At 35.4% G+C, this 19,918-nt stretch carries 19 protein-coding genes; 6 read left to right on the top strand and 13 right to left on the bottom strand.

Translation table 11 applies throughout. From position 1 onward, the window contains the following. Positions 1–33 precede the first annotated feature (33 nt). From E2R68_RS07375 to nrdA, 8 genes are all read right to left on the bottom strand, one after another. Positions 34–861, bottom strand: coding sequence for a sterol desaturase family protein (locus E2R68_RS07375; protein ID WP_134277021.1), 828 nt, complete (start codon positions 859–861; stop codon positions 34–36). 68 nt (positions 862–929) lie between these two features. Then, a complete protein-coding gene (locus E2R68_RS07370) occupies positions 930–1,544 on the bottom strand; it encodes a CDP-alcohol phosphatidyltransferase family protein (protein WP_134276934.1) in 615 nt (204 codons plus the stop codon). 30 nt (positions 1,545–1,574) lie between these two features. Beyond that, complete coding sequence (locus tag E2R68_RS07365; protein WP_134276932.1) at positions 1,575–2,225, bottom strand: ATP-binding cassette domain-containing protein; 651 nt, start codon at positions 2,223–2,225, stop codon at positions 1,575–1,577. Then, a complete protein-coding gene (locus tag E2R68_RS07360) occupies positions 2,222–3,940 on the bottom strand; it encodes an ABC transporter permease (protein WP_134276930.1) in 1,719 nt (572 codons plus the stop codon). Before E2R68_RS07360 ends, E2R68_RS07365 begins: the two co-directional genes overlap by 4 nt. Next, entirely contained in the window at positions 3,940–5,139 is a 1,200-nt protein-coding gene (locus tag E2R68_RS07355; protein WP_243834628.1) for an ABC transporter substrate-binding protein, read from the bottom strand. The genes E2R68_RS07360 and E2R68_RS07355 overlap by 1 nt, the downstream gene beginning before the upstream one ends. 94 nt (positions 5,140–5,233) lie before the next feature. Then, positions 5,234–6,142 carry a DUF547 domain-containing protein gene (locus tag E2R68_RS07350; RefSeq protein ID WP_243834627.1) on the bottom strand — a complete coding sequence of 303 codons (909 nt, stop codon included), beginning with the start codon at positions 6,140–6,142 and terminating at the stop codon, positions 5,234–5,236. Beyond that, positions 6,142–8,295 carry a dihydrolipoyl dehydrogenase family protein gene (locus E2R68_RS07345; RefSeq protein WP_134276927.1) on the bottom strand — a complete coding sequence of 718 codons (2,154 nt, stop codon included), beginning with the start codon at positions 8,293–8,295 and terminating at the stop codon, positions 6,142–6,144. The genes E2R68_RS07350 and E2R68_RS07345 overlap by 1 nt, the downstream gene beginning before the upstream one ends. A 296-nt stretch (positions 8,296–8,591) precedes the next feature. Continuing rightward, positions 8,592–10,868: a class 1a ribonucleoside-diphosphate reductase subunit alpha gene (gene nrdA / locus E2R68_RS07340; protein ID WP_134276925.1), complete on the bottom strand. Its 2,277-nt coding sequence runs from the start codon at positions 10,866–10,868 to the stop codon at positions 8,592–8,594. Between the two features lie 539 nt (positions 10,869–11,407). On the opposite strand from nrdA, the gene E2R68_RS07335 reads away from it, so the two are divergent. Next, on the top strand, positions 11,408–11,614 hold the full coding sequence (locus tag E2R68_RS07335; RefSeq protein ID WP_134276923.1) for a hypothetical protein: 207 nt from the start codon (positions 11,408–11,410) through the stop codon (positions 11,612–11,614). A gap of 89 nt (positions 11,615–11,703) precedes the next feature. Here the strand turns inward: E2R68_RS07335 and E2R68_RS07330 are convergent, their stop codons facing one another. From E2R68_RS07330 to E2R68_RS07320, 3 genes are all read right to left on the bottom strand, one after another. Next, positions 11,704–11,940 (bottom strand): YecH family metal-binding protein, encoded by a 237-nt coding sequence (locus E2R68_RS07330; protein ID WP_134276921.1) that lies wholly within the window; start codon positions 11,938–11,940, stop codon positions 11,704–11,706. A gap of 537 nt (positions 11,941–12,477) precedes the next feature. Continuing rightward, positions 12,478–12,834 (bottom strand): DUF3622 domain-containing protein, encoded by a 357-nt coding sequence (locus E2R68_RS07325; RefSeq protein ID WP_134276919.1) that lies wholly within the window; start codon positions 12,832–12,834, stop codon positions 12,478–12,480. A gap of 75 nt (positions 12,835–12,909) precedes the next feature. Then, positions 12,910–13,266 carry a VF530 family protein gene (locus E2R68_RS07320; RefSeq protein WP_134276917.1) on the bottom strand — a complete coding sequence of 119 codons (357 nt, stop codon included), beginning with the start codon at positions 13,264–13,266 and terminating at the stop codon, positions 12,910–12,912. A 214-nt stretch (positions 13,267–13,480) separates the two neighbouring features. Here E2R68_RS07320 and E2R68_RS07315 point away from each other — a divergent pair, with 214 nt between their 5' ends. The 3 genes from E2R68_RS07315 (at position 13,481) to rnt (ending at position 15,570) form a co-directional block, all read left to right on the top strand. Further along, the gene (locus E2R68_RS07315; protein ID WP_134276915.1) at positions 13,481–13,813 is read left to right on the top strand and encodes a YajD family HNH nuclease; all 333 of its coding nucleotides are present in this window, start codon (positions 13,481–13,483) and stop codon (positions 13,811–13,813) included. Positions 13,814–14,108: 295 nt separating this feature from the next. After that, complete coding sequence (locus E2R68_RS07310; RefSeq protein ID WP_134276913.1) at positions 14,109–14,762, top strand: outer membrane protein; 654 nt, start codon at positions 14,109–14,111, stop codon at positions 14,760–14,762. A gap of 190 nt (positions 14,763–14,952) precedes the next feature. Next, positions 14,953–15,570, top strand: coding sequence for a ribonuclease T (rnt, locus tag E2R68_RS07305; RefSeq protein WP_134276911.1), 618 nt, complete (start codon positions 14,953–14,955; stop codon positions 15,568–15,570). 78 nt (positions 15,571–15,648) lie between these two features. Here rnt and grxD read toward each other — a convergent pair whose 3' ends face one another. Continuing rightward, positions 15,649–15,981 carry a Grx4 family monothiol glutaredoxin gene (grxD, locus tag E2R68_RS07300; protein ID WP_134276909.1) on the bottom strand — a complete coding sequence of 111 codons (333 nt, stop codon included), beginning with the start codon at positions 15,979–15,981 and terminating at the stop codon, positions 15,649–15,651. 204 nt (positions 15,982–16,185) lie between these two features. Here grxD and sodB point away from each other — a divergent pair, with 204 nt between their 5' ends. Next, on the top strand, positions 16,186–16,770 hold the full coding sequence (gene sodB, locus E2R68_RS07295; protein WP_134276908.1) for a superoxide dismutase [Fe]: 585 nt from the start codon (positions 16,186–16,188) through the stop codon (positions 16,768–16,770). 116 nt (positions 16,771–16,886) lie between these two features. Here sodB and E2R68_RS07290 read toward each other — a convergent pair whose 3' ends face one another. Then, complete coding sequence (locus E2R68_RS07290; RefSeq protein WP_134276906.1) at positions 16,887–19,121, bottom strand: patatin-like phospholipase family protein; 2,235 nt, start codon at positions 19,119–19,121, stop codon at positions 16,887–16,889. A gap of 262 nt (positions 19,122–19,383) precedes the next feature. On the opposite strand from E2R68_RS07290, the gene E2R68_RS07285 reads away from it, so the two are divergent. Continuing rightward, entirely contained in the window at positions 19,384–19,833 is a 450-nt protein-coding gene (locus E2R68_RS07285) for a DUF411 domain-containing protein (RefSeq protein ID WP_134276904.1), read from the top strand. The last annotated feature ends 85 nt before the right edge of the window (positions 19,834–19,918 follow it).

Raw genomic sequence — 19,918 nt, 5'->3', positions numbered from 1 at the left:
GTTTTATCTTCACTATTAAAATCAGCTTTTGGGCTATTCATTTCTTTTAAAGGGCATCATTAATAATCCCAGTAAATGAGTGTTTTGCTTTGCATCAGGGTATTCAGCAAGCCCAAGTTCAATTTTTGAGTCTAGTTTGGTGGATTTATCGGTGTAGCTTAAGAATAAGTGATCCCACCAGATGACACTAAACCCATAATTACAGTTATTCTCATCGACTCGTTGACTATGATGGATCCGATGTAATATTTGAGTCATGATAAAACGTCGAGCAACACTTTCAATACGATGCGGTAAACGAATGTTGGCATGATTAAAAATGGCAAATCCATTGAGTAAAACTTCAAAAAGAATAACGGCTACAGCAGGGATCCCCAGCATAAAAATAGCAAGTGCCTTAATTAGTAAACTCGCTACTATTTCTAATGGATGAAAGCGTAACCCAGTGCTGCTATCAACATGAGGATCTGCATGATGGACTCGATGTAACTTCCATAATAAGGGTATTTCATGGAATAAACGGTGTTGCCAATATATTAATAAATCTAATAATAAAAGGCTTAAAATAATAGTTAACCAACTAGGTATTGGAATTAGGTTAAATATCCCCCAGTCATGATCTGTGCTGAAAACTGCAACCCCCACTAATCCTACCGGTAGTAATAATCTTGCTACCACAGCAGATATAATGGTGATCCCATAATTACCTAATAATCGGATTATTTGGGCCTTACTTTTACTAACAATGGGTAGTTTTGTCGATTTAGGAAGTTGCCTTGCGGGTGAGCGAATTTCTAATCCTATCATTACAACTAGAACAAGAAAAAAAACACCTAGTCGAATAAATGTATCGTCGATCATCATAAATTATCCTGCTATTTTCTATGTCGCGTATTATGCCGTTTTCAATATAATTTTCTACATTACTTTTATTTGTTTTTTAAGGTTTGGTAGCCACCATGAATACGAGTGAAAATAGTGATCGCACCTAACAATGCAAAACTATAAGCAAGCTCTGGGAAGTAAGTTGGCCATAGGCAAAAAGCGACAAAAAAGGCGATAGTCTCAGTGCCTTCAGTTAATCCATTTAAAAAATAAAAGCTTTTATTAGCAAATTGTGGACGTGCTAAATTTAGCTTTTCTGCTGGGATCGCAAATGCTAAAAAACTGGAACCCGTGCCAATAAAAACAGCTAATAAGACGGTGGCAGGCAATGCATTTTCAATAGGTTCGGCTAAAGCAAAACCTAATGGAATAGCGGCATAAAATAAGAAGTCGACACAGATATCTAAATATCCACCCGCACTATTCGATTGTTGTTGATAACGAGCAAGTGCACCATCTAAACCATCGAGTACACGATTAAGCACTATCATGACTAATGCTGCCGTCCAAAGTTGTGCTGCTAGCAGTGGTAAGGCTAATAAACCGATGCCAAAACCCACTAAAGTTACTTGGTCTGCATGTACCTTGCGTTTATCTAATTGCACCACAATAGGCATTAATATAGGTTTGATATAAGGAGTGATAAATTTATCTAGCATGTGCTTTCCTATTATGTGTAAATGATTGGATTACGAGGTGGAATTTAATGTAATCACTTTTCCCTGCGCGGCAGTTGCATCACTCTGATCATGTGTGACCATCACAGCAGGTAAACAATGACGCTGTATTTGCTCAAATACTAACTGACGTGTTTCTTGACGTAATTGACTGTCTAATTTACTAAAAGGCTCATCTAATAAAATGGCTTTGGGTTTACTTAATAAAACTCGTAATAAGGCAATACGTGCTTGTTGTCCTCCGGATAAACTTTGTGGAAAGCGTTTGCCCATACCTGTAAGACCTACCTGATCTAATGCTTCATTAATTTTATCAAGACGCTGTTGTTTATTACCTGCAGGCATAGCAAAGGCAATATTACCTTCAACGGTTAAGTGAGGAAATAACAAAGGATCTTGATAAAGCAATCCAATGTGTCGAACATGGCTTGCACTATGAGTAATGTTGCTCTCATTTAAATACAATTCACCTGTTGCCTGAAAATTACTGGGTAACATACCAACCAACCAGTTAAGTAGTGTGGATTTACCACTGCCTGAAGGTCCCATTATAGTGAGTATTTCTCCACCTTTAATGACTTCATTAAGCGACAGTAACGTTTTCTCATTTTGCTTTAACAGCAAATGGCGAATGTCTAATGAAGGAGGGGATTGAGTTTTCATTTAATGTCCTCACTTGATGCGCGGAAGAAAAGCTTTGGTAGTAACCAAGCTAATAAAAAGAATAAAGCGGGTAATAACATTTGCACTAAAGCGTATACAGCACTGGTTCTACGACTTGCTCCATTTGCTAAGGTAACCGCTTCAGTGGTGATGGTATTAAGTCGCCCTGCACCTGCTAATAATGTCGGTAAATACTGACCAAAACTAATAGCTAACCCTAAGGCACAAGCAATTAAAATTGGTGCGAATAATAAAGGTAATTTTAATTGCCAGAAAATCTTAGCTGGGCTTGCACCTAAACTTGCAGCTACAGCACTAAAACGAGGATCTAAACGGCGGTAGCTGGTGGCCAAGGATAAAAATACATAGGGTAAGACAAAAAGCAGGTGAGCTAATACCACATTAATAAAAGAGTGTTGGCTATTTATCTGTTCCAATACCCATACCAAGCCAAATAAAAAGGCGATGCTAGGCACAAGTAAGGGTAAGTAGATAATAAAGCCACTGATTACAGCAATATTTTTAGTGGTTTGTTGCTCCGCTTCTAGTACAAATAAGGTTAATACAATGGCTAGTAATGCCGTAGTAAGAGCTATTTTTAATGTATTCCATAGCGGCGCTTGCATTTGTGTAAGTGCCGATTGCCAATGCAGGCTAACAAGTTGTTGTGGCAGCAAATCAGGGAAAGACCAAAAACCAGAAAATGACCACAACAGCATAGCGATTAACGCGAATCCAATCATACTCAGCATCATAAATGTAAGTGCATTAGTAAACTGCTTAATGAACATACCTCCGACTTCGCGTTGACCATTAGTGAGTTTTCCGAGCAGCAATTTTTTGGTAAGGCGCTCTAATAGAGTCCATGTTGCTAAGACTAATAATGTGATAGCAATTTGTAAGATAGCCCCTGACGATGCTTGAATACGTAAACTTAAATCAGGATCATGAAACCACTGCATGATCGCAACCGCTAAAGTAGGTGGAGTATTAGGTCCTAAAATTAATGGGATCTCGACGCTAGCACTGGAATAAGCTAATACCGCCAAAATAGGTAAACGCATATATCCGTAAAGTGTCGGTAAAATGACTTTAAAAAAAGCTGTCATAGGGCAATACTGCAAACTTAATGCGACTTTATGTTGTGCTTTTAAGGTTCTTCCGATTTCTGGTTGCGCTAATACACCTAATGCAATTAATAACAGAAAAGGTAATTCTTTTAGCGTTAAACCTAAAATAATACTTAACCCATAAGGGTCGTTAGGAAGTAACCAGTCAGGTGGATTATCCCATCCACTTAACCAAGGTGAAAAAACTCGAGATATAAATCCTGAAGGGGTGATCAGAAATCCAATTGCAATTGCTGCTGCTGCATGAGGAATGACTAATACAGGCCCTAAGAGACGCTGGATCCTATGTAGCCATGGACTATTAAAATAACTCGCTAATATTAAGATAGTGATCAAAAACGCGAATAAGGTACTGATTAAACTAGTTGTAAAGCTCAGTAACACCATACGTTCGATACCAGGTGTTGCCAAAAGATGTTCAAATCCAAGTAAATTAAATTCAGTTGAGTTAAGCGCAGGTAACCAGCCAAAAGCGGGTAATAACAAACCTAATAAACCACCAAGGACAGGTACCACTAATAATAAAATGAGTAAAGTTGGTGTGCTTGCAATGGTGCGTGTAAATACAGTATTAGGGACAATCATTATTGCACTCCATAACGGGCAATCCATTGTTCCGAGATGACTTTTACCCAGCTAGGGTGCAATTCACTTAATAAACGAGTGTTGTCTATATTTTCAATGATTGTACTGGGATGCTTTTTCTCATTGCTATTAAATAGCGATTTTTCAAAAGTATTTAATTGTGATAAGTCTAACACGCTACTATCTCCCCAAACCGATGCTTGCTGTTTTTTAGCTTGTGCTTCTGGGCTTAACAAGAAGTTAACGACTAATTTCGCACTATCACGATGAGCAGAGTTATAGGGGATCGCAATAAAGTGAACATTGCTTAAACTACCATCTTGCATCCTATAGGCACGCGTTGTGTCTGGTAGGTCATAGCGACTAATCGCAGAGGGGATTTCAGCTGCTGAAAAGGTAAAAGATACTTGTAATTCGCCATCGGCCATTAAACGTCTCATTGCTAAGCCATTGGATTCAAAGTGTTTACCTTGACGCCATAAATAAGGATGTAATTGCGCTAAGTATGCCCACAATGGTGGTAATAATAGTGTTTGGCTTTCAGCTGTTGCTGGAAGATAAAGTTGTTCTTTTATGTGTTCAGGTTGTGATTCATTTAAAATAATTAATGTATATTTTAAAAAGCTTATACCCAAAAATGCTGGTGGTTTAGGGTAAGTAAAGCGACCAGGGTTTTGTTTACTCCAATTTAATAACTGTGGCAGAGATTGCGGAGGCTGCTTAACTTTTAACTGGTCATAATAAAAGGTGAGGGCTGCTTGACCCCAAGGCGCCTCCATTCCACCAGTCGGTACGCCAAAATCACGTGTCATAGCAGGGTTGTTACTTGGATTTGTTAAGGAAAAATTAGGTATGGTTCTAACCCAATCTTTGACTAATAATTGGTGCTCTGCCATGGAGGCAAAATTAGCTCCGTTGATCCAAATTAAATCAACTTGCCCATTTTTATGGTTCTTCGCTGATTTTTCAGCTAATACTCGGCTTACTGCTTCACTGGTATTGGTGAGCTTTACATGTTGTAAATCTATTTGGTATTTTTCTTTAACCCGGCGGGCAACCCATTGAATGTAATTATTAATTTGAGCATCGCCTCCCCACGCATGAAAATAAACAGGCTGGTTACGTCCTTGTTGTTCAATCTGTTGCCAATTTTCTGGCATAGATTGATTAGACTGCGCTGAAGCATGACTACTAAACATTACTCCCAGTAACGTTATACCCAGTAATAAGCCCTGTAGTAAAAATAAAGCGCTAAAATGACAGCTAATTATCCTTATCAGCTGTCTATAATAGTTAGTTTGTTGCATTCAACTTCCAATTGTAATCTAAAAATTTAATAGTAAAGTCCTGTTTACTTAATGCTAACTTTTGAGCATCACTTAACTTTAAAGCATCTGCATATAACAATATAAAGGTTTGTATAGAGTTTGTATTTCTAAAACCTTTTTCAAAGTCATCGCCATACCATTTAAAGATAGAGGATAAATACAACTTATTGCCTTTAATATAGTTACGACTTGAATCTGTTAAAAAACGCTCTGTTTGTACTGTTAATTGCGTCTCTAGTTTATTCTCCGTATAAGCTTCTTCACTTAAAGCTGGGCAGCCAATGCTTGCACAGTTAACTGCAAAATGAATACGTGGATCATTATAACGATCACTACCACGAATTAACCCGTGTTCGATATCATTTAAGCTGACTTTTTTACCTAATAAAGGAATAAATGCTTTATCCCATGGAGAATTAAAGAAACTACCTAAATCTTTAATTGATTCAATATTTGGGTATTCAGTAAGAATAAACTCAATGGTCCAGGCATTATAAGCATTGATTAAAAAAGCTAATTGTTTTGAGTTTGACCAAGCATCAAACTCCTTTTGTGAGACCTTACTTAAACGTTTAAGGTAACTCTGTAATAGTGCTTGCTGTTTTTTTATACCAGTATAATCAACGGCTGTGCTATGGCCATTATTGATCGGTTTAATATATTGGCTAAGTAGTGTTTGCCAATCTGCATGTAGATTGGGTTTGACCACTTCTGTTGTTGGCGAGCTTATGTTATGCACAGAAGAGTCATTGTTTGAAATGCCATTAGCATGACTGATTAATGGGTTTATTAACAAAACTGCACCCAATGCTAAACGCATAAAAGAGCTCGCATTGTTGATTTTTTTTGAACTTAGATTTTTCATAAAAAACATTAACCGCGTCTCCATGTATGATATTTCTCTAACCAATTTAAAACAGTTTCTGGCGCGTGATTACGTTTCCATTCGCCTGCAGCATATTTGTTACCTTCAGCCCATGTTGGGTAACTGTGAATTGTTCCCAATATTTTGTTCAGCCCTAAACCATGTTTCATCGCTAATACAAACTCTGCAATTAAATCACCTGCGTGCTCAGAAACCACAGTAACGCCTAGAATTTTGTCTTTACCTTTTGGTGTGATCACTTTAATGAAACCTTTGGTTGCACTATCTGTAATTGCACGGTCTAACTCTTCAAAATCAAAGCGTGTCACTTCATAATCAATACCTTTTTCTTTTGCTTCCGCTTCATTAATACCTACTCGAGCTACCTCTGGATCAATAAACGTTGTCCATGGAATAACACGGTAATCCACTTTGAATTTTTTCAAATTACCAAATAAACCATTCACCGCTGCATACCAACCTTGATGAGCTGCAACGTGAGTAAATTGGTAAGGACCTACAATATCACCTGCTGCAAAAATATTAGGGTACAGCGTTTCTAAATATTCATTGGTTAAAATAGTGCGGTTAGTTTCAATTCCTAATTCCTCTAAGCCGTAACCCGTTAAACGAGCGCTACGACCCACAGCACATAATAGTTGGTCATATTCAATTTCAATCTCTTGATCATTATGTTTTACGATAATGAATTTCTTACCGTCTTTTGCTTCACAACGTAATGCTTGGTGTGAGGTTAAGATATTAACACCACTTTCTTTTAGTGATTCTGTTGCAAACTCAGACACTTCAAGATCTTCTTTGATCATGATGCGTTCAGCCATTTCTATTTGTGTCACTTCAGAACCCAAACGTGCAAAACTTTGTGCTAACTCTGAACCGATTGGCCCACCGCCTAGTACCACTAGTTTCTTAGGTGCTTCTTCTAATTTTGCAAATTCATTCCATAAAGTATCACTGGTGACATAACCCGTTTCTTCTATACCAGGTAGTGGTGGTACAAATGGACGAGCACCTGTTGCAATCACAATACTACGAGTGGTGAGTTTTTTAGTGGTTCCGTCAGCATAACTAATTTGTACTGTCCACGGGTCAAGAATTTTGGCATAGCCTTTTTCCACTTCAACACCTAACTTTGTGTAACGCTCAACGCTATCGTGAGGTGCAACATCTGCAACTACTTGGTGAACACGTGCCATTACTTTTTTGAATGAAAATTGTGGAGTAGAGTCTTCCAAACCGTAATGGTGTGCATTGCGAATTTGCTCGGCAATTTTTGCACTTTTGATGATGGCTTTACTCGGGACACAACCATAGTTCAGACAGTCACCACCCATTTCACCGGCTTCAATTAAAGTGACTTTTGCTTTCACTGCTGCGGCAATATAGCTTGTTACTAATCCACCTGCACCCGCACCAATAACAACCATATTACGGTCGAACTTAGCGGGTTTAGTCCAGTTTTTGTAAACACGACGCTTTTTAATAATGTTAATAATTATTTTTGCAATCAATGGAAAAACGCCTAATAAAACAAACGAAAGAATTAAGTTAAACGATAAAATGTTCGAAAGACTATCGATTTGTGCTAGTTGCGTACCAGCATTAACGTAAACAAAGGTGCCCGCTAGCATACCCACTTGGCTTACCCAATAGAAAGTCCATGATTTAAGTGCCGTCACGCCCATTAATAGGTTGATTAAAAAGAAAGGAAACACTGGCACTAAACGTAATGTAAATAGATAGAAAGCGCCTTCTTTTTTGACGCCTTCATCAATGGCTTTTAAACGTTCAGGAAAGCGTTGTTTTAATGAATCACGTAAAAGATAACGAGATACTAAGAAAGACAGCGTTGCTCCAATACTAGAAGCAAAAGAAACAATCACGAATCCGTTTAATAATCCAAATAAAGCACCTGCGGCTAAAGTTAAGATAGCAGCTCCAGGCAATGCTAAAGCTGTAACTAGAATATATAACAGAAAAAAAGCGCCAATAATTGTAACGGGTGATTGCTCTTTCCATTCATTAAATTGCTCCATTGATCCCTTTAGGCCTTCTAAAGTGAGTAATTGATTCAAGTTAAAATGAAAGAACAAGCCGATTAATAATACAGCAAGTAACAGTAGGGTGATTTTTTTAAGCATAATTGATCGCCTTTAGGGAAATACAGTTAGATGATTTATAAGGTTTTGTTTAACCTGTTAAAACATCTTAAATCGAGTTTTTATCTATTATTTTTTATTGCTGCTAAACAAATATATTCCATATATATAAGTGCTTAATAGATAGCTTAAAAATAAAGACCCGAGAAGGTGTATTTAAATTTCCTAAATGATGATATTAATTTGAATTAATTTTTTAATAATAAATATTAGGGGTAATAAAAAAGGATGTGTAAAACACATCCTTAATTTATGAGGGTAATAGCAGGTATCAAAGATTAGATTTTACAAGCTCCGCCTGCACAATCATCATCTTCTTTTTCCATTACTTTTTCATCGTCTGCACCATCACGTGTATTATGATAATAAAGTGTTTTTAATCCCATTTTGTAAGCCATTAATAGATCTTTAAGTAAAACAGTCATTGGCACTTTGCCATCTTCAAAACGTTTTGGATCGTAGTTTGTATTTGCTGAAATTGCTTGGTCAACAAACTTTTGCATGATACCAACTAGCTCTAAGTAACCTTGATTATTAGGAATGCTCCACAATAATTCGTAGTTTTCTTTGTATTTATCAAACTCTGGAACAACTTGTTTTAAAATACCATCTTTGCTGGCTTTGATACTGATGAAACCACGTGGAGGCTCAATACCGTTCGTAGCATTAGATATCTGACTTGATGTTTCAGAAGGCATTAATGCTGATAATGTAGAGTTACGTAAGCCATCTCTAACAATATCTTGACGTAATGTTTCCCAATCTAAGTGGTACTCTTCATTACAAATAGTATCCAATGATTTTTTGTAATTGTCTAAAGGTAAAATACCTTGAGCATAACGTGTTTCGTTAAATTTAGGGCAGGCACCACGTTCTTTTGCTAGTTTATTTGATGCTTTTAACAGATAAAATTGAATTGCTTCAAAAGTTTTATGCGTTAAGTTGTTCGCACTACCATCAGAATATTTAACACCATTTTTCGCTAAGTAATATGCGTAGTTAATAACACCTATACCTAACGTACGGCGATTCATGCTGCTCTTTTCTGCTGCAATAATAGGATAGTCTTGGTAATCCAATAGGTTATCTAATGCACGCACTGCTAATTCAGCTAAAGGTTCAATTTCATCTAATGATTCAATCGCACCTAAGTTAAGTGCTGATAGCGTACAAAGTGCGATTTCACCTTCTTCATCCATAATATGTTGTAGCGGTTTAGTTGGTAACGCAATTTCTAAACATAAGTTACTTTGACGTACTGGTGCGACTTTACTATCAAATGGACTATGAGTATTACAATGGTCAACATTTTGGATATAAATACGACCAGTACTTGCTCGTTCTTGCATTAATAATGAGAACAAACGTACTGCTGGAATAGACGTTTGACGAATAGATTCATCAGCTTCGTATTGATGGTATAAACGCTCAAATTCATCTTGATCTTCAAAAAATGCATCATATAAGCCAGGAGTATCAGAAGGGCTAAATAATGTAATGTCTTTTTTATCAATTAAACGTTGGTAGAACAAACGACCTAGTTGTACACCATAATCAAGGTGACGAACACGGTTAGATTCAATACCTCGGTTATTTTTTAATACTAATAATGATTCAACTTCTAAATGCCAAATTGGGTAGAATACTGTCGCAGCACCACCACGAACGCCGCCTTGAGAACAAGATTTAACCGCTGTTTGGAAGTATTTGTAAAATGGAATACAACCAGTATGGAATGCTTCACCACCTCGAATATTACTGCCCATTGCGCGAATACGGCCAGCGTTAATACCAATTCCTGCACGTTGTGATACATACTTAACAATTGAACTCGCGGTTGCATTGATCGAATCTAAACTATCATCCGCTTCAATTAAGACACATGAGCTAAACTGACGGGTTGGTGTACGTACACCAGACATAATTGGTGTTGGTAAGGAAATTTTAAATTGAGAGGTTGCATCATAAAAACGTTTTACGTAATCAAGACGCACATCTTTATCATAATTAGCAAATAAACAAGCAGAAACTAATAGATACAAAAATTGTGCGCTTTCATATATTTCACCGCTAACACGGTTTTGGATAAGATATTTACCCTCTAGCTGTTTAACTGCAGCGTATGAAAAGTTTAAATCACGACTGTGATCGATAAACGTTTCCATTTCTTCAAATTCTTGCTTGCTATAATCTTCTAATAAATGTTCATCGTATTTACCTTTTGAAACCATTTTACTGACATGCTCAAACACACTTGGTGGTGTAAAACGTTGGTAAGCACGTTTACGTAAATGGAATACAGCTAGGTGTGCCGCTAAATATTGATAATCAGGAGACTCTTCTGAAATAAGATCGGCCGCTGCTTTAATAATGGTTTCATGGATATCATCAGTACGAATTCCATCATAAAACTGAATGTGAGAGTTCAACTCAACCTGTGAAACAGAAACATTAGTTAGACCTTCTGCCGCCCACGTGATAACGCGATGAATTTTATCAAGGTCAATGCTTTCTCTTTTACCATTTCGTTTGGTTACAGTCAGGTTTTTGTTCATTTTTTTGCCTTTATCGAAGAGCAAAATAATTACTTGCATTAAATACAAGCAGTTATTGGCTTTAGTAGTAGTTGTTCAATTAAAACACAACATATAGTGTTGATTTTAATGAATGCACACAAGATAAAGCTTTTTATGATAATTTCAAGTGATAACTATAGCTATATTAGTGGATAAATTTGTGGATAAATTACTAGGTCATTTAGTGGTTAGTACTTACTAACAAAAGACTGTAAGTCAGGTCTGTTTTATTCAAATTGCAATAACTATTTTTAATCTTTTTTTAGATAAAAAAGATTTATATATAAGCGATATTAATTCTTATAAATTAGATGTTGTTCATGTTTTAATTATATTTTTTTAAAGCAATATAGTAATGGCATGTAACTAGTGCTTATAAGTATTGTAAATTGACCTTAATCAAACAAAGGTTGTGAAATTAAAGTTAATTCAAATTATTGAGTTAAGTTAACGATTTGTTAATGTAACTTTTTGTACACTTAAACTTCATTAAATCTGGGATGTAGAAAAGGATATGTATGAAGTTACATATGGAAGAGAAGTGTTACACCGATATTTGTTTATTAGGTAAGTGGTTTCATCATGATCATGGACAAACAACTGCATATATGTTGGGTTCTAGAGAGTTATTTGAATTAGGAGTTATACCTACAACTGAAGAAGAATTAGAAGCCTGTTTAGAGCCAATTGCAATGAATCAGTTATCTCTTTCAGCTTGTGCTTAATAAACGATTAGTGCTTATTGGGATGTCATAGCTTTAGTAGTGAAGTTATAACATCTCAATAGAAGTTAACTGAAAATGATTAATTTATATTAACAAGTATGATTTTCAGACATATGGATCTCTTCATTAGATTCAATGAACTTTCCTTTAGATGTTAAAAATGCAATTAGCTCATCAGCAGTTAAATCACTCCCCATACAAGTATGAAAACGAGCATGGTCACCAAATTTAGTGGCAATTTCTAATTTCAATGCTTGTTTAGTATAAGTTCTTTCTGATGTAGCAATCATTTCTATTACTTCATGACCGTGAATTGATTCACTCATTGTTGTTACCTCTGACTAATTAATGTCGCTACTATAACCAAGTAAATTAGTCGGTTATTGATGCAAAACAAACTCTTTTTAATCAATTATTGGATTAATACCAATCATAGTAAATAGCTGATCTATTTTGCAGACTAAAACATCTCTCTTCTCTGTTATAAATTTCGTAAATGGAACAACCATTTATCTCAATTTACGCTTCGAATTGAATTGTTTTTTCTGCGCAAAATTTAGATCATATACTTAATGCATGGGTATAAGTCATAAATGCAATCGTTTATGCAGCCACTAATATTGTTGGTTACTCAATAAATAACGTATGAGAGGGGGATGATCTAGCGTCTTTGTAGAGGAGGGGTTACTTAATGGATGTAAAAACCTGATATCGTTTTTATTATGTCAGCTGTTGGTCGTTCATTAGCCATTTCTTTTACTGAGAAAATGGTGAAGCATAACAGCTGACTATCTAACCTTATAAATTGCACTTATTATGCGGATCTAAGAGGTAAGAAAAACTTATCGTAAATTAAAACGACTTTACTCTTCGTCGTAATCAAAATCATCGTCGTCAGCAGCTTCAAGTGCTAATGCTCGAGATTCTTCTCTTTTTGCTAAGAATGCTGCATTTTTAGCTTCTTTTTCTGCTAATGCTTTTGCTGCTAATTCATTACGTTCAGTACGGCGTTCTGATTTACGTACATTTGCTTGTTTTTGCTTTTCTAAAAAGCCAGCTAATTCAGCTGTAGCCCATTCAATGGCTAATGCTTCAGTGACAAAACCATCTTGTCGCTTAGAGATACTACTTCTACGAGCACTAATACGACGGGTGATTTCTGCACTCCAGGTATTAGCGTCCTGTTTGATTTGGTAATCGAACTTTTTTTGTTGGGTCATGAGCTATTCCTAGTTTAGACATTAGTTATTTTAGGCGCGCGATAATAACACAGATCATAGTGTTTCTTCATAGCTTTATTTATTGTTAATTTTTGCCCATTCAAATCCATCGTTACTTTTTATTACAGATGGTTTTTTAGGTTCTTTTTTAACTTCTGTTTGTTGCTTGTTATTTTGAGTGGCTAGAATGCTACGGATCAACTTTGAAGTTTCAGGGTGTTTGCTACAAAAGGTTTTTAAATACAATATTTCTACACGACTTCTTGCCCACGGAGTTTGGCGTAAAAATTTTAAACAGGATTTTTGTGTTGGATTATTTAAAAAGCATTTAATCCCTAATTTTTCACCCATTGCAGTCCATGTGTGTTTAGTTTGTAATTCAGTCAGTATTTGTGCCAATTTAACACCGTGTAGTGGATCATTTGTTTGCATGTGTATTTATCTTATTTATATCGCGTGATGGATTAATTACATAGTTAGCTTACAGTAAGTTGAAACTAATGTTTACTTAAATGGAAGGGCATATTAAATTTCACCGTATTCGCTGTTTATTTTATTGTTAAGTTGTTCACTTATTACGACTGAAAACATATTATGAAGAAATATTTACTTTAAAAATAGCGTTCTTAAGAGAGCAGAGGTAGTGATGGCTTATATTCCAAGCAATTATAAAAGTTTAGAAAGCAATTATCGTGATAAAGCATTAAAGTTATTTCCTTGGGTATGTGGAAAATGTACTCGAGAATTTGTTTATTCAAATTTAAAAGAGTTGACCGTGCACCATATGGATCATGATCACAGCAATAACCCTGCTGATGGCAGTAATTGGGAGTTACTGTGTATATATTGTCATGATCATGAGCATGATAAATATACCCAAGCCGATTTATATGGTAGTCATGTAGAAGCGGGAGATGAAAATGTAGCAACTGCAACTTATAACCCTTTTGCAGACTTGTTATCTAAAATGAAGAAATAATACTCCCTATTTTTATAATTAAATGCTGTTTTGTACTTAAAATAAACAGCATTTTTTAATTGCATCATCCTTTCAAATGTTATTTAAATTAATGATTGACAACATTTATAGTAAGATTAAATTCATTTAGACTGTGTTTTCACCTCTGCTTTTATTCACCTTAAAATCAATATTATAACTACTGTTTGTATTTAACTTTTTAAAGTTAATTAAAAGTCATGATTTAGCTGCTTTATGGTTTTTTTTTGTTTGAGGTGTAAAGTCGATTCATTGTTTATGATTTTACGGATACATTATGAAAAAAATAATACTTACTACTATTTTATTATCTGCGACTAGCTTAGCATTTTCTGCCAATGTTATGGCAAAAGGTTTCTACTTAGGTGGGGCTGCTGGTACATCCGCTTATAATGATGGTGGGTTATCTAAAGATTATGCGCCCAGTGGTGATAAAGGTTTTGTTGTAGATAATACAAATCCTTCAAATGAAGCTTCTGATACTAGTGGAACTCCTTATAGTATTTATGGCGGTTATTATTTTAACCGAGTAGTTGGCCTTGAGCTTAGTTACACTGATTATGGTGATGTTAAAAACAAAGCGCATGAAGTTGTTTTTTCACCGACGTCTATTGCTGTTGCTGCCAATGTAGGCTGGACATTTGCTAATGGTTTACGTCCATTTGCATTAGCGGGTTTATCTCATGTTGATATGTCATCGGCTGATAACACTGTTTATTCTGCTCTAGAAAGTGCTGATGGTGGTGATGTTGCTCTACATGTTGGTTTTGGTTTAGAGTATCAACCCCCTGCAATTCCTCATTTATCAACACGTTTATTTTATCAATCAGACGTACAGTTTGTTGAAGTGACGAAATTAAGTTCGAGTAGTGATAAAGTTTATGCCTTAAGTACTTCTGCATTAATGCTTGGTGTTGCTTACCGTTTCTAACGCTATCATTAACGTAATATAATCCTCAATCTTATCTCTAGGTTGAGGATTTTTTTTGAGCAATTATTCGCTATAGCTTTTTTATCTATTCATTAATTAATAAATAGAAAATGAAATATGTTGTGTAAAATTATGCGATTTCTATCACTTTCTGGCATAATCTGCATACTTTATTTAGTAGTGAGATCAAATGGATAATAAATTAGCAGCACGATTTAGAGGTTTTTACCCAGTAATAATTGATATTGAAACCTCTGGCTTAGATTCTCAATGTCATGCCATATTAGAAATTGCGGCTATTTTTCCGCAAATGGATGAACAAGGGTACTTAACAAGTGTTGATAAAATACATTTTCATGTGATGCCTTTTGAAGGTGCTGAGTTAGATCCCAAAGCATTAAGTTTTACGGGTATTGATCCTTTTAACCCTTTACGTGGTGCGGTTGATGAACGTGAAGCCTTAACTGAAATATTTAAAAAAGTACGTAAATATCAAAAACAAAATGAATGTAGCCGTGCTATTTTAGTTGCACATAATGCTTCATTTGACCAAGGATTTATTAATAAAGCGACAGAGCGTTGCAAGTTAAAACGTATGCCTTTTCATCCCTTTGCTTCATTTGATACAGCAAGTATGGCGGGCTTAATATTAGGACAAACAGTATTAGCTAAAGCATGTTTAAAAGCTGGGGTACCTTACGATAATAACGAAGCACACTCTGCTTTATATGATACGGAAGTCACTGCAGAATTATTTTATTATATGGTCAATCGTTATAAAGCATTAGGCGGTTGGCAGGAAGAGTAGTACATTATTGCTAGTTATATAAATATAAAGACGCGGTTAACAATTGTTAATCGCGTCTTTTTGCTTATAAAGAATCAATTATTTTGCCGCTTCTGCTTTCTCTGCTGCAGCTGTAATCAACGGCTGTAATTCACCTTGTTGAAACATTTCTAAAATAATGTCACAACCACCAACTAACTCACCTTCTACCCATAATTGTGGGAAAGTTGGCCAGTTTGCATATTTTGGTAATTCAGCGCGAATATCTGGATTCTGTAGAATATCAACATAAGCAAAAGGGTGGCCACATTGCATTAATGCTTGAGATGCTTGTGATGAAAAACCACAGCTTGGTAATTTTGGAGAGCCTTTCATGTATAACAAAATAGTATTTTCACTTAATTGCTCTTTAATTTTATCTAAAGTTTCCATTATTTTTCCTTTAACGACTTAATATTGTTAATCAATTGCACATTATAGTACTTGAGTGCGTGCAATCTTACTACGAATTTGAGATTATTCTAGCATATATAGGGAATGATCCAGATCAATTTTTGTTGTGGATTTTTGTTCATAAAGAAAGTATAAATAGTCCCTGTAGAATATATCCCCCCAGCCTATATTAGGAGAATTTAAATGGCTTTTGAATTACCAGCACTACCTTATGCAAAAGATGCATTAGAACCACATATCTCAGCAGAAACATTAGACTTTCACCACGGCAAACATCATGCAACTTATGTTGCTAAATTAAATGGTTTAGTTGAAGGTACTGAATTAGCTGATAAATCTTTAGAAGAGATCATTAAAACTTCTGAAGGTGGTGTTTTTAATAATGCAGCACAAATTTGGAATCACACGTTCTACTGGAACTGTCTAGCACCAAATGCTGGTGGTGAACCTACTGGTGAACTTGCTGCTGCAATCGATGCTAAATTTGGTTCATTTGCTGAGTTCCAAGCACAATTAAATGATAAAGCAGTGAATAACTTCGGCTCTTCATGGACTTGGTTAGTGAAAAAAGCAGACGGTTCTTTAGAGATCGTTAACACTTCAAATGCAGGTTGCCCATTAACTGAAGAAGGTACTACACCTTTATTAACGGTTGATTTATGGGAACATGCTTATTACATTGATTACCGTAATGTTCGTCCTAACTACTTAAATGGTTTCTGGGCATTAGTAAACTGGGAATTTGTAGCTAAAAACTTTGCTGCATAATACTTAGATATTGATTCAGTTTGTCGTATTGATGAACTACATTGAGTAAATATACAAACCTATCCAATATTTTATTGAGATAGGTTTTTTTTTGCTATTTATTGTGATTAGTATTATTACCAATTTTTCCCTAATGAGAAAAATAAGGTTATTTGATCTTCTGTATCAAAGTTAAAACTGGTTGCGTACCCTAAACCGATAACGGCAGGTCCAAAATCTGTATCTGTACCTAAATAGAAACTGCCTGAAGTAATCAATTCTTTTGGAGAAACATTTTCATTAATTCCCCATACGTTACCAGCTTCAAGACTGGTGCCTGCATACAATGGCAAACCAGTACCACCGGGAACTTCTCGACCAAGATCATATTGATACACAGCGGCAGCAAATGCTTTATTCACACCGATTAATGCGTCCTTTTGAAAACCAGATAGATTTAAAAAACCACCCAATTCAGTTAAACGTACACTAAAATCACTTTGATTAAGTAACGCTGCTGCTGAGGCTATTCCAACAAAAGTGTGATTGCCTAAACCGAATGCTCCACGCCAATCAAATTCTATTGAAAGGTTATTATCGGTGTCACTACCGAAGATTTCTTTAGTATAGAAGTCTTTTCGAGCAGTAATTGTTAATTCAATTTTATTACCTTGAGTGGGAAAATTGATACTATTAAGATTGTCGTAACCTAGGGTTATATAACCGCCGTAACTATAATAGTCGACCTCAAGCCCTAAACTACTATCATGAAATTGAAGCTCACCATATTGTGCCAATAGGCCTATTTCAGAAATACCATAATCAGTATAGTGATAGCCAATACCAGTTTTAGATAAAAAGCTGCTATCAGTTAGTTCAGGGCGAGCATAACGAACTGAGCCTTTATATTCTGCATATTTATTTTCTTCGTAACTTAATGCAAGACGAGCGAAGGAGTTATAGTTCTCATCAAAAGGTTGATAAAATTCAGTACCTACAAATGTTTCCCAACCTAGAGATAGCTCATTTTTTAAAGTACCACCAGTTGGTGTAATGTCAGTTAACAAATACGAAAAATCGAATGAAACGATAGAATGACTGGTAAAGTTTCCTTGCCATGAAAAACCAAACAATAAGTAGTCAGGCCCCCATGATTTTTCTTTAGTGGTTAAAACAACGGTTCGTCCTTCCGGAGTATCAATAAATTCTGCATTGACAAATTCAAAGCGGTCAAGTGCATATACAGCTTGAATTGCTTCTTCTAGTTGTTCTTTATTAACCACATTTCCTTCTTTAATATTAAAATGTTGTGCAATATAGTTTTCGTTAATAAGCGATTGGTTATTATATTGAATAGCAGTGACAGGTTTACCGAGTTGCTCTGTCCATTGCTCTCGAATATTTTGTTTTTTTGCTAAATAAGCTTGGTATTCCGTATCAGATACAGATAATTTCTGTAGCTCTCCGAGGTTGTCGTTAGCCGCATCTTCCCCTAGGACTAAAGCATCTTCAAGTTTTGAAAAATCCATCGTATCAATGTCATCGATTTTAGGGCGGATTAAAATATCTTTTTTTGTTAATAACTCTTTTTGCTTATTCGTTGTGTTAATGGTGAGGATATTAGATAATTGATCAAGTACATCTACGGTACTTTGAATATTTTCTTGATCTATTAAAGAAGAACCAATATCGACAGCAATAATAATATCTGCTCCCATTGATTTGACTACATCAATAGGCATATTGTTTGTGATCCCACCATCAACTAATAAGTGACCATCTATCTCAATAGGTTCTAAAGCACCGGGAACAGTTGATGATGCTTTAATGGCTTGGCTTAAGCTTCCGGTAGATAATATTGTGGCTTTAGAGGTCGAGATATCTGTTGCAACGGCACGATAAGGAATAGGTAATTGATCAAAACTATCTAACTCGCCAATTTCCCCGATAGAATTTTTTAATACTTGTAAAGCATATTGTCCAAGTAATAAACCACTTGGCATTTTGAAGCGGCCATCACTATAACCAATACGTACTGGAATATTATATTTATCACGTAACTGTTTATCCTCGTATTGTAATTGGGCTCGTGGAATATAGTCAGAATAGCCTTTATCAAAATTAGTTTTTAGCATAATAGCTTCCACTTCATCAGCATTGTACCCTAATGCATATAGTCCTCCCACGTAAGAACCGATACTGGTACCGGCAATATAATCGACTGGAATGTTATGCTTTTCGAGTACTTTTAATACACCTATATGTGCAGCACCTTTAGCCCCGCCTCCACTTAATACTAAGCCTATTTTAGGGCGAGATTCTGCTACTGAGATAGAAGGGATAAGAAAAAAAACAATTAGCCAGAAACGCATATAAAACCTAATTACATATTGAAAATGACGATTTCATTTTCAAATAAATGGATAAATCAAAAGTTGATTGTATAACAAAAGCAAGAACTTAATACCCTTGTTAACTAATATTATTATTCCCCGAATACTAAAAAGTGTGAACTGTTACTTTATCTTCTTTTTGACTCTCCCCTTGGGGCATAGATTATTTTCTTTACAACACAAACAGTACCTAGCAATACACTTGTTTTGTACTTTTATTTTTAATCTATGTAGGTGAAATATGTTTAATTTTAATTTTAACTTTAAATTGTTATTTACTTTTTTATTCTTTTTTAGTGGAACGGTGTTAGCAACTGAGATGACTGTATATAAGTCACCTTATTGTGGCTGTTGTAGTGCTTGGGTTAAGCATATACAAGCTGCTGGAATTAGTGTGAAAGTGATTGAACAAGATAATAATGATCAATTACGTAAAAACTTGTCTATGCCAACTCAGCTAGCTTCATGCCATACCGCCATTATTGACGGTTATGTTATTGAAGGTCATGTTCCAGTTGCTGATATCAAACGTTTACTCTCTGAAAAAAACGATATACAAGGAATTGCAGTACCGGGCATGCCTGCATCTTCACCTGGTATGGATGTGGAAGGAAATAATGATCCTTACCAAGTTATTGCTTTTGATAAAACACAAAAATTACGCGTTTATAACCAATATAATATTCAGTAGTTAATTACTTTTATTTAACAAATCAATAACTTTACTTTACTTTTTAATTATCTGGCGTTTACTATTAGTTTGTTATTACAACAGT

Source organism: Psychromonas algarum (assembly GCF_004376845.1).
Lineage (GTDB): Bacteria > Pseudomonadota > Gammaproteobacteria > Enterobacterales > Psychromonadaceae > Psychromonas.
The sequence above is the reverse complement of the archived record's forward strand: the minus strand, read 5'-3'. Positions and strand labels throughout refer to the sequence as shown.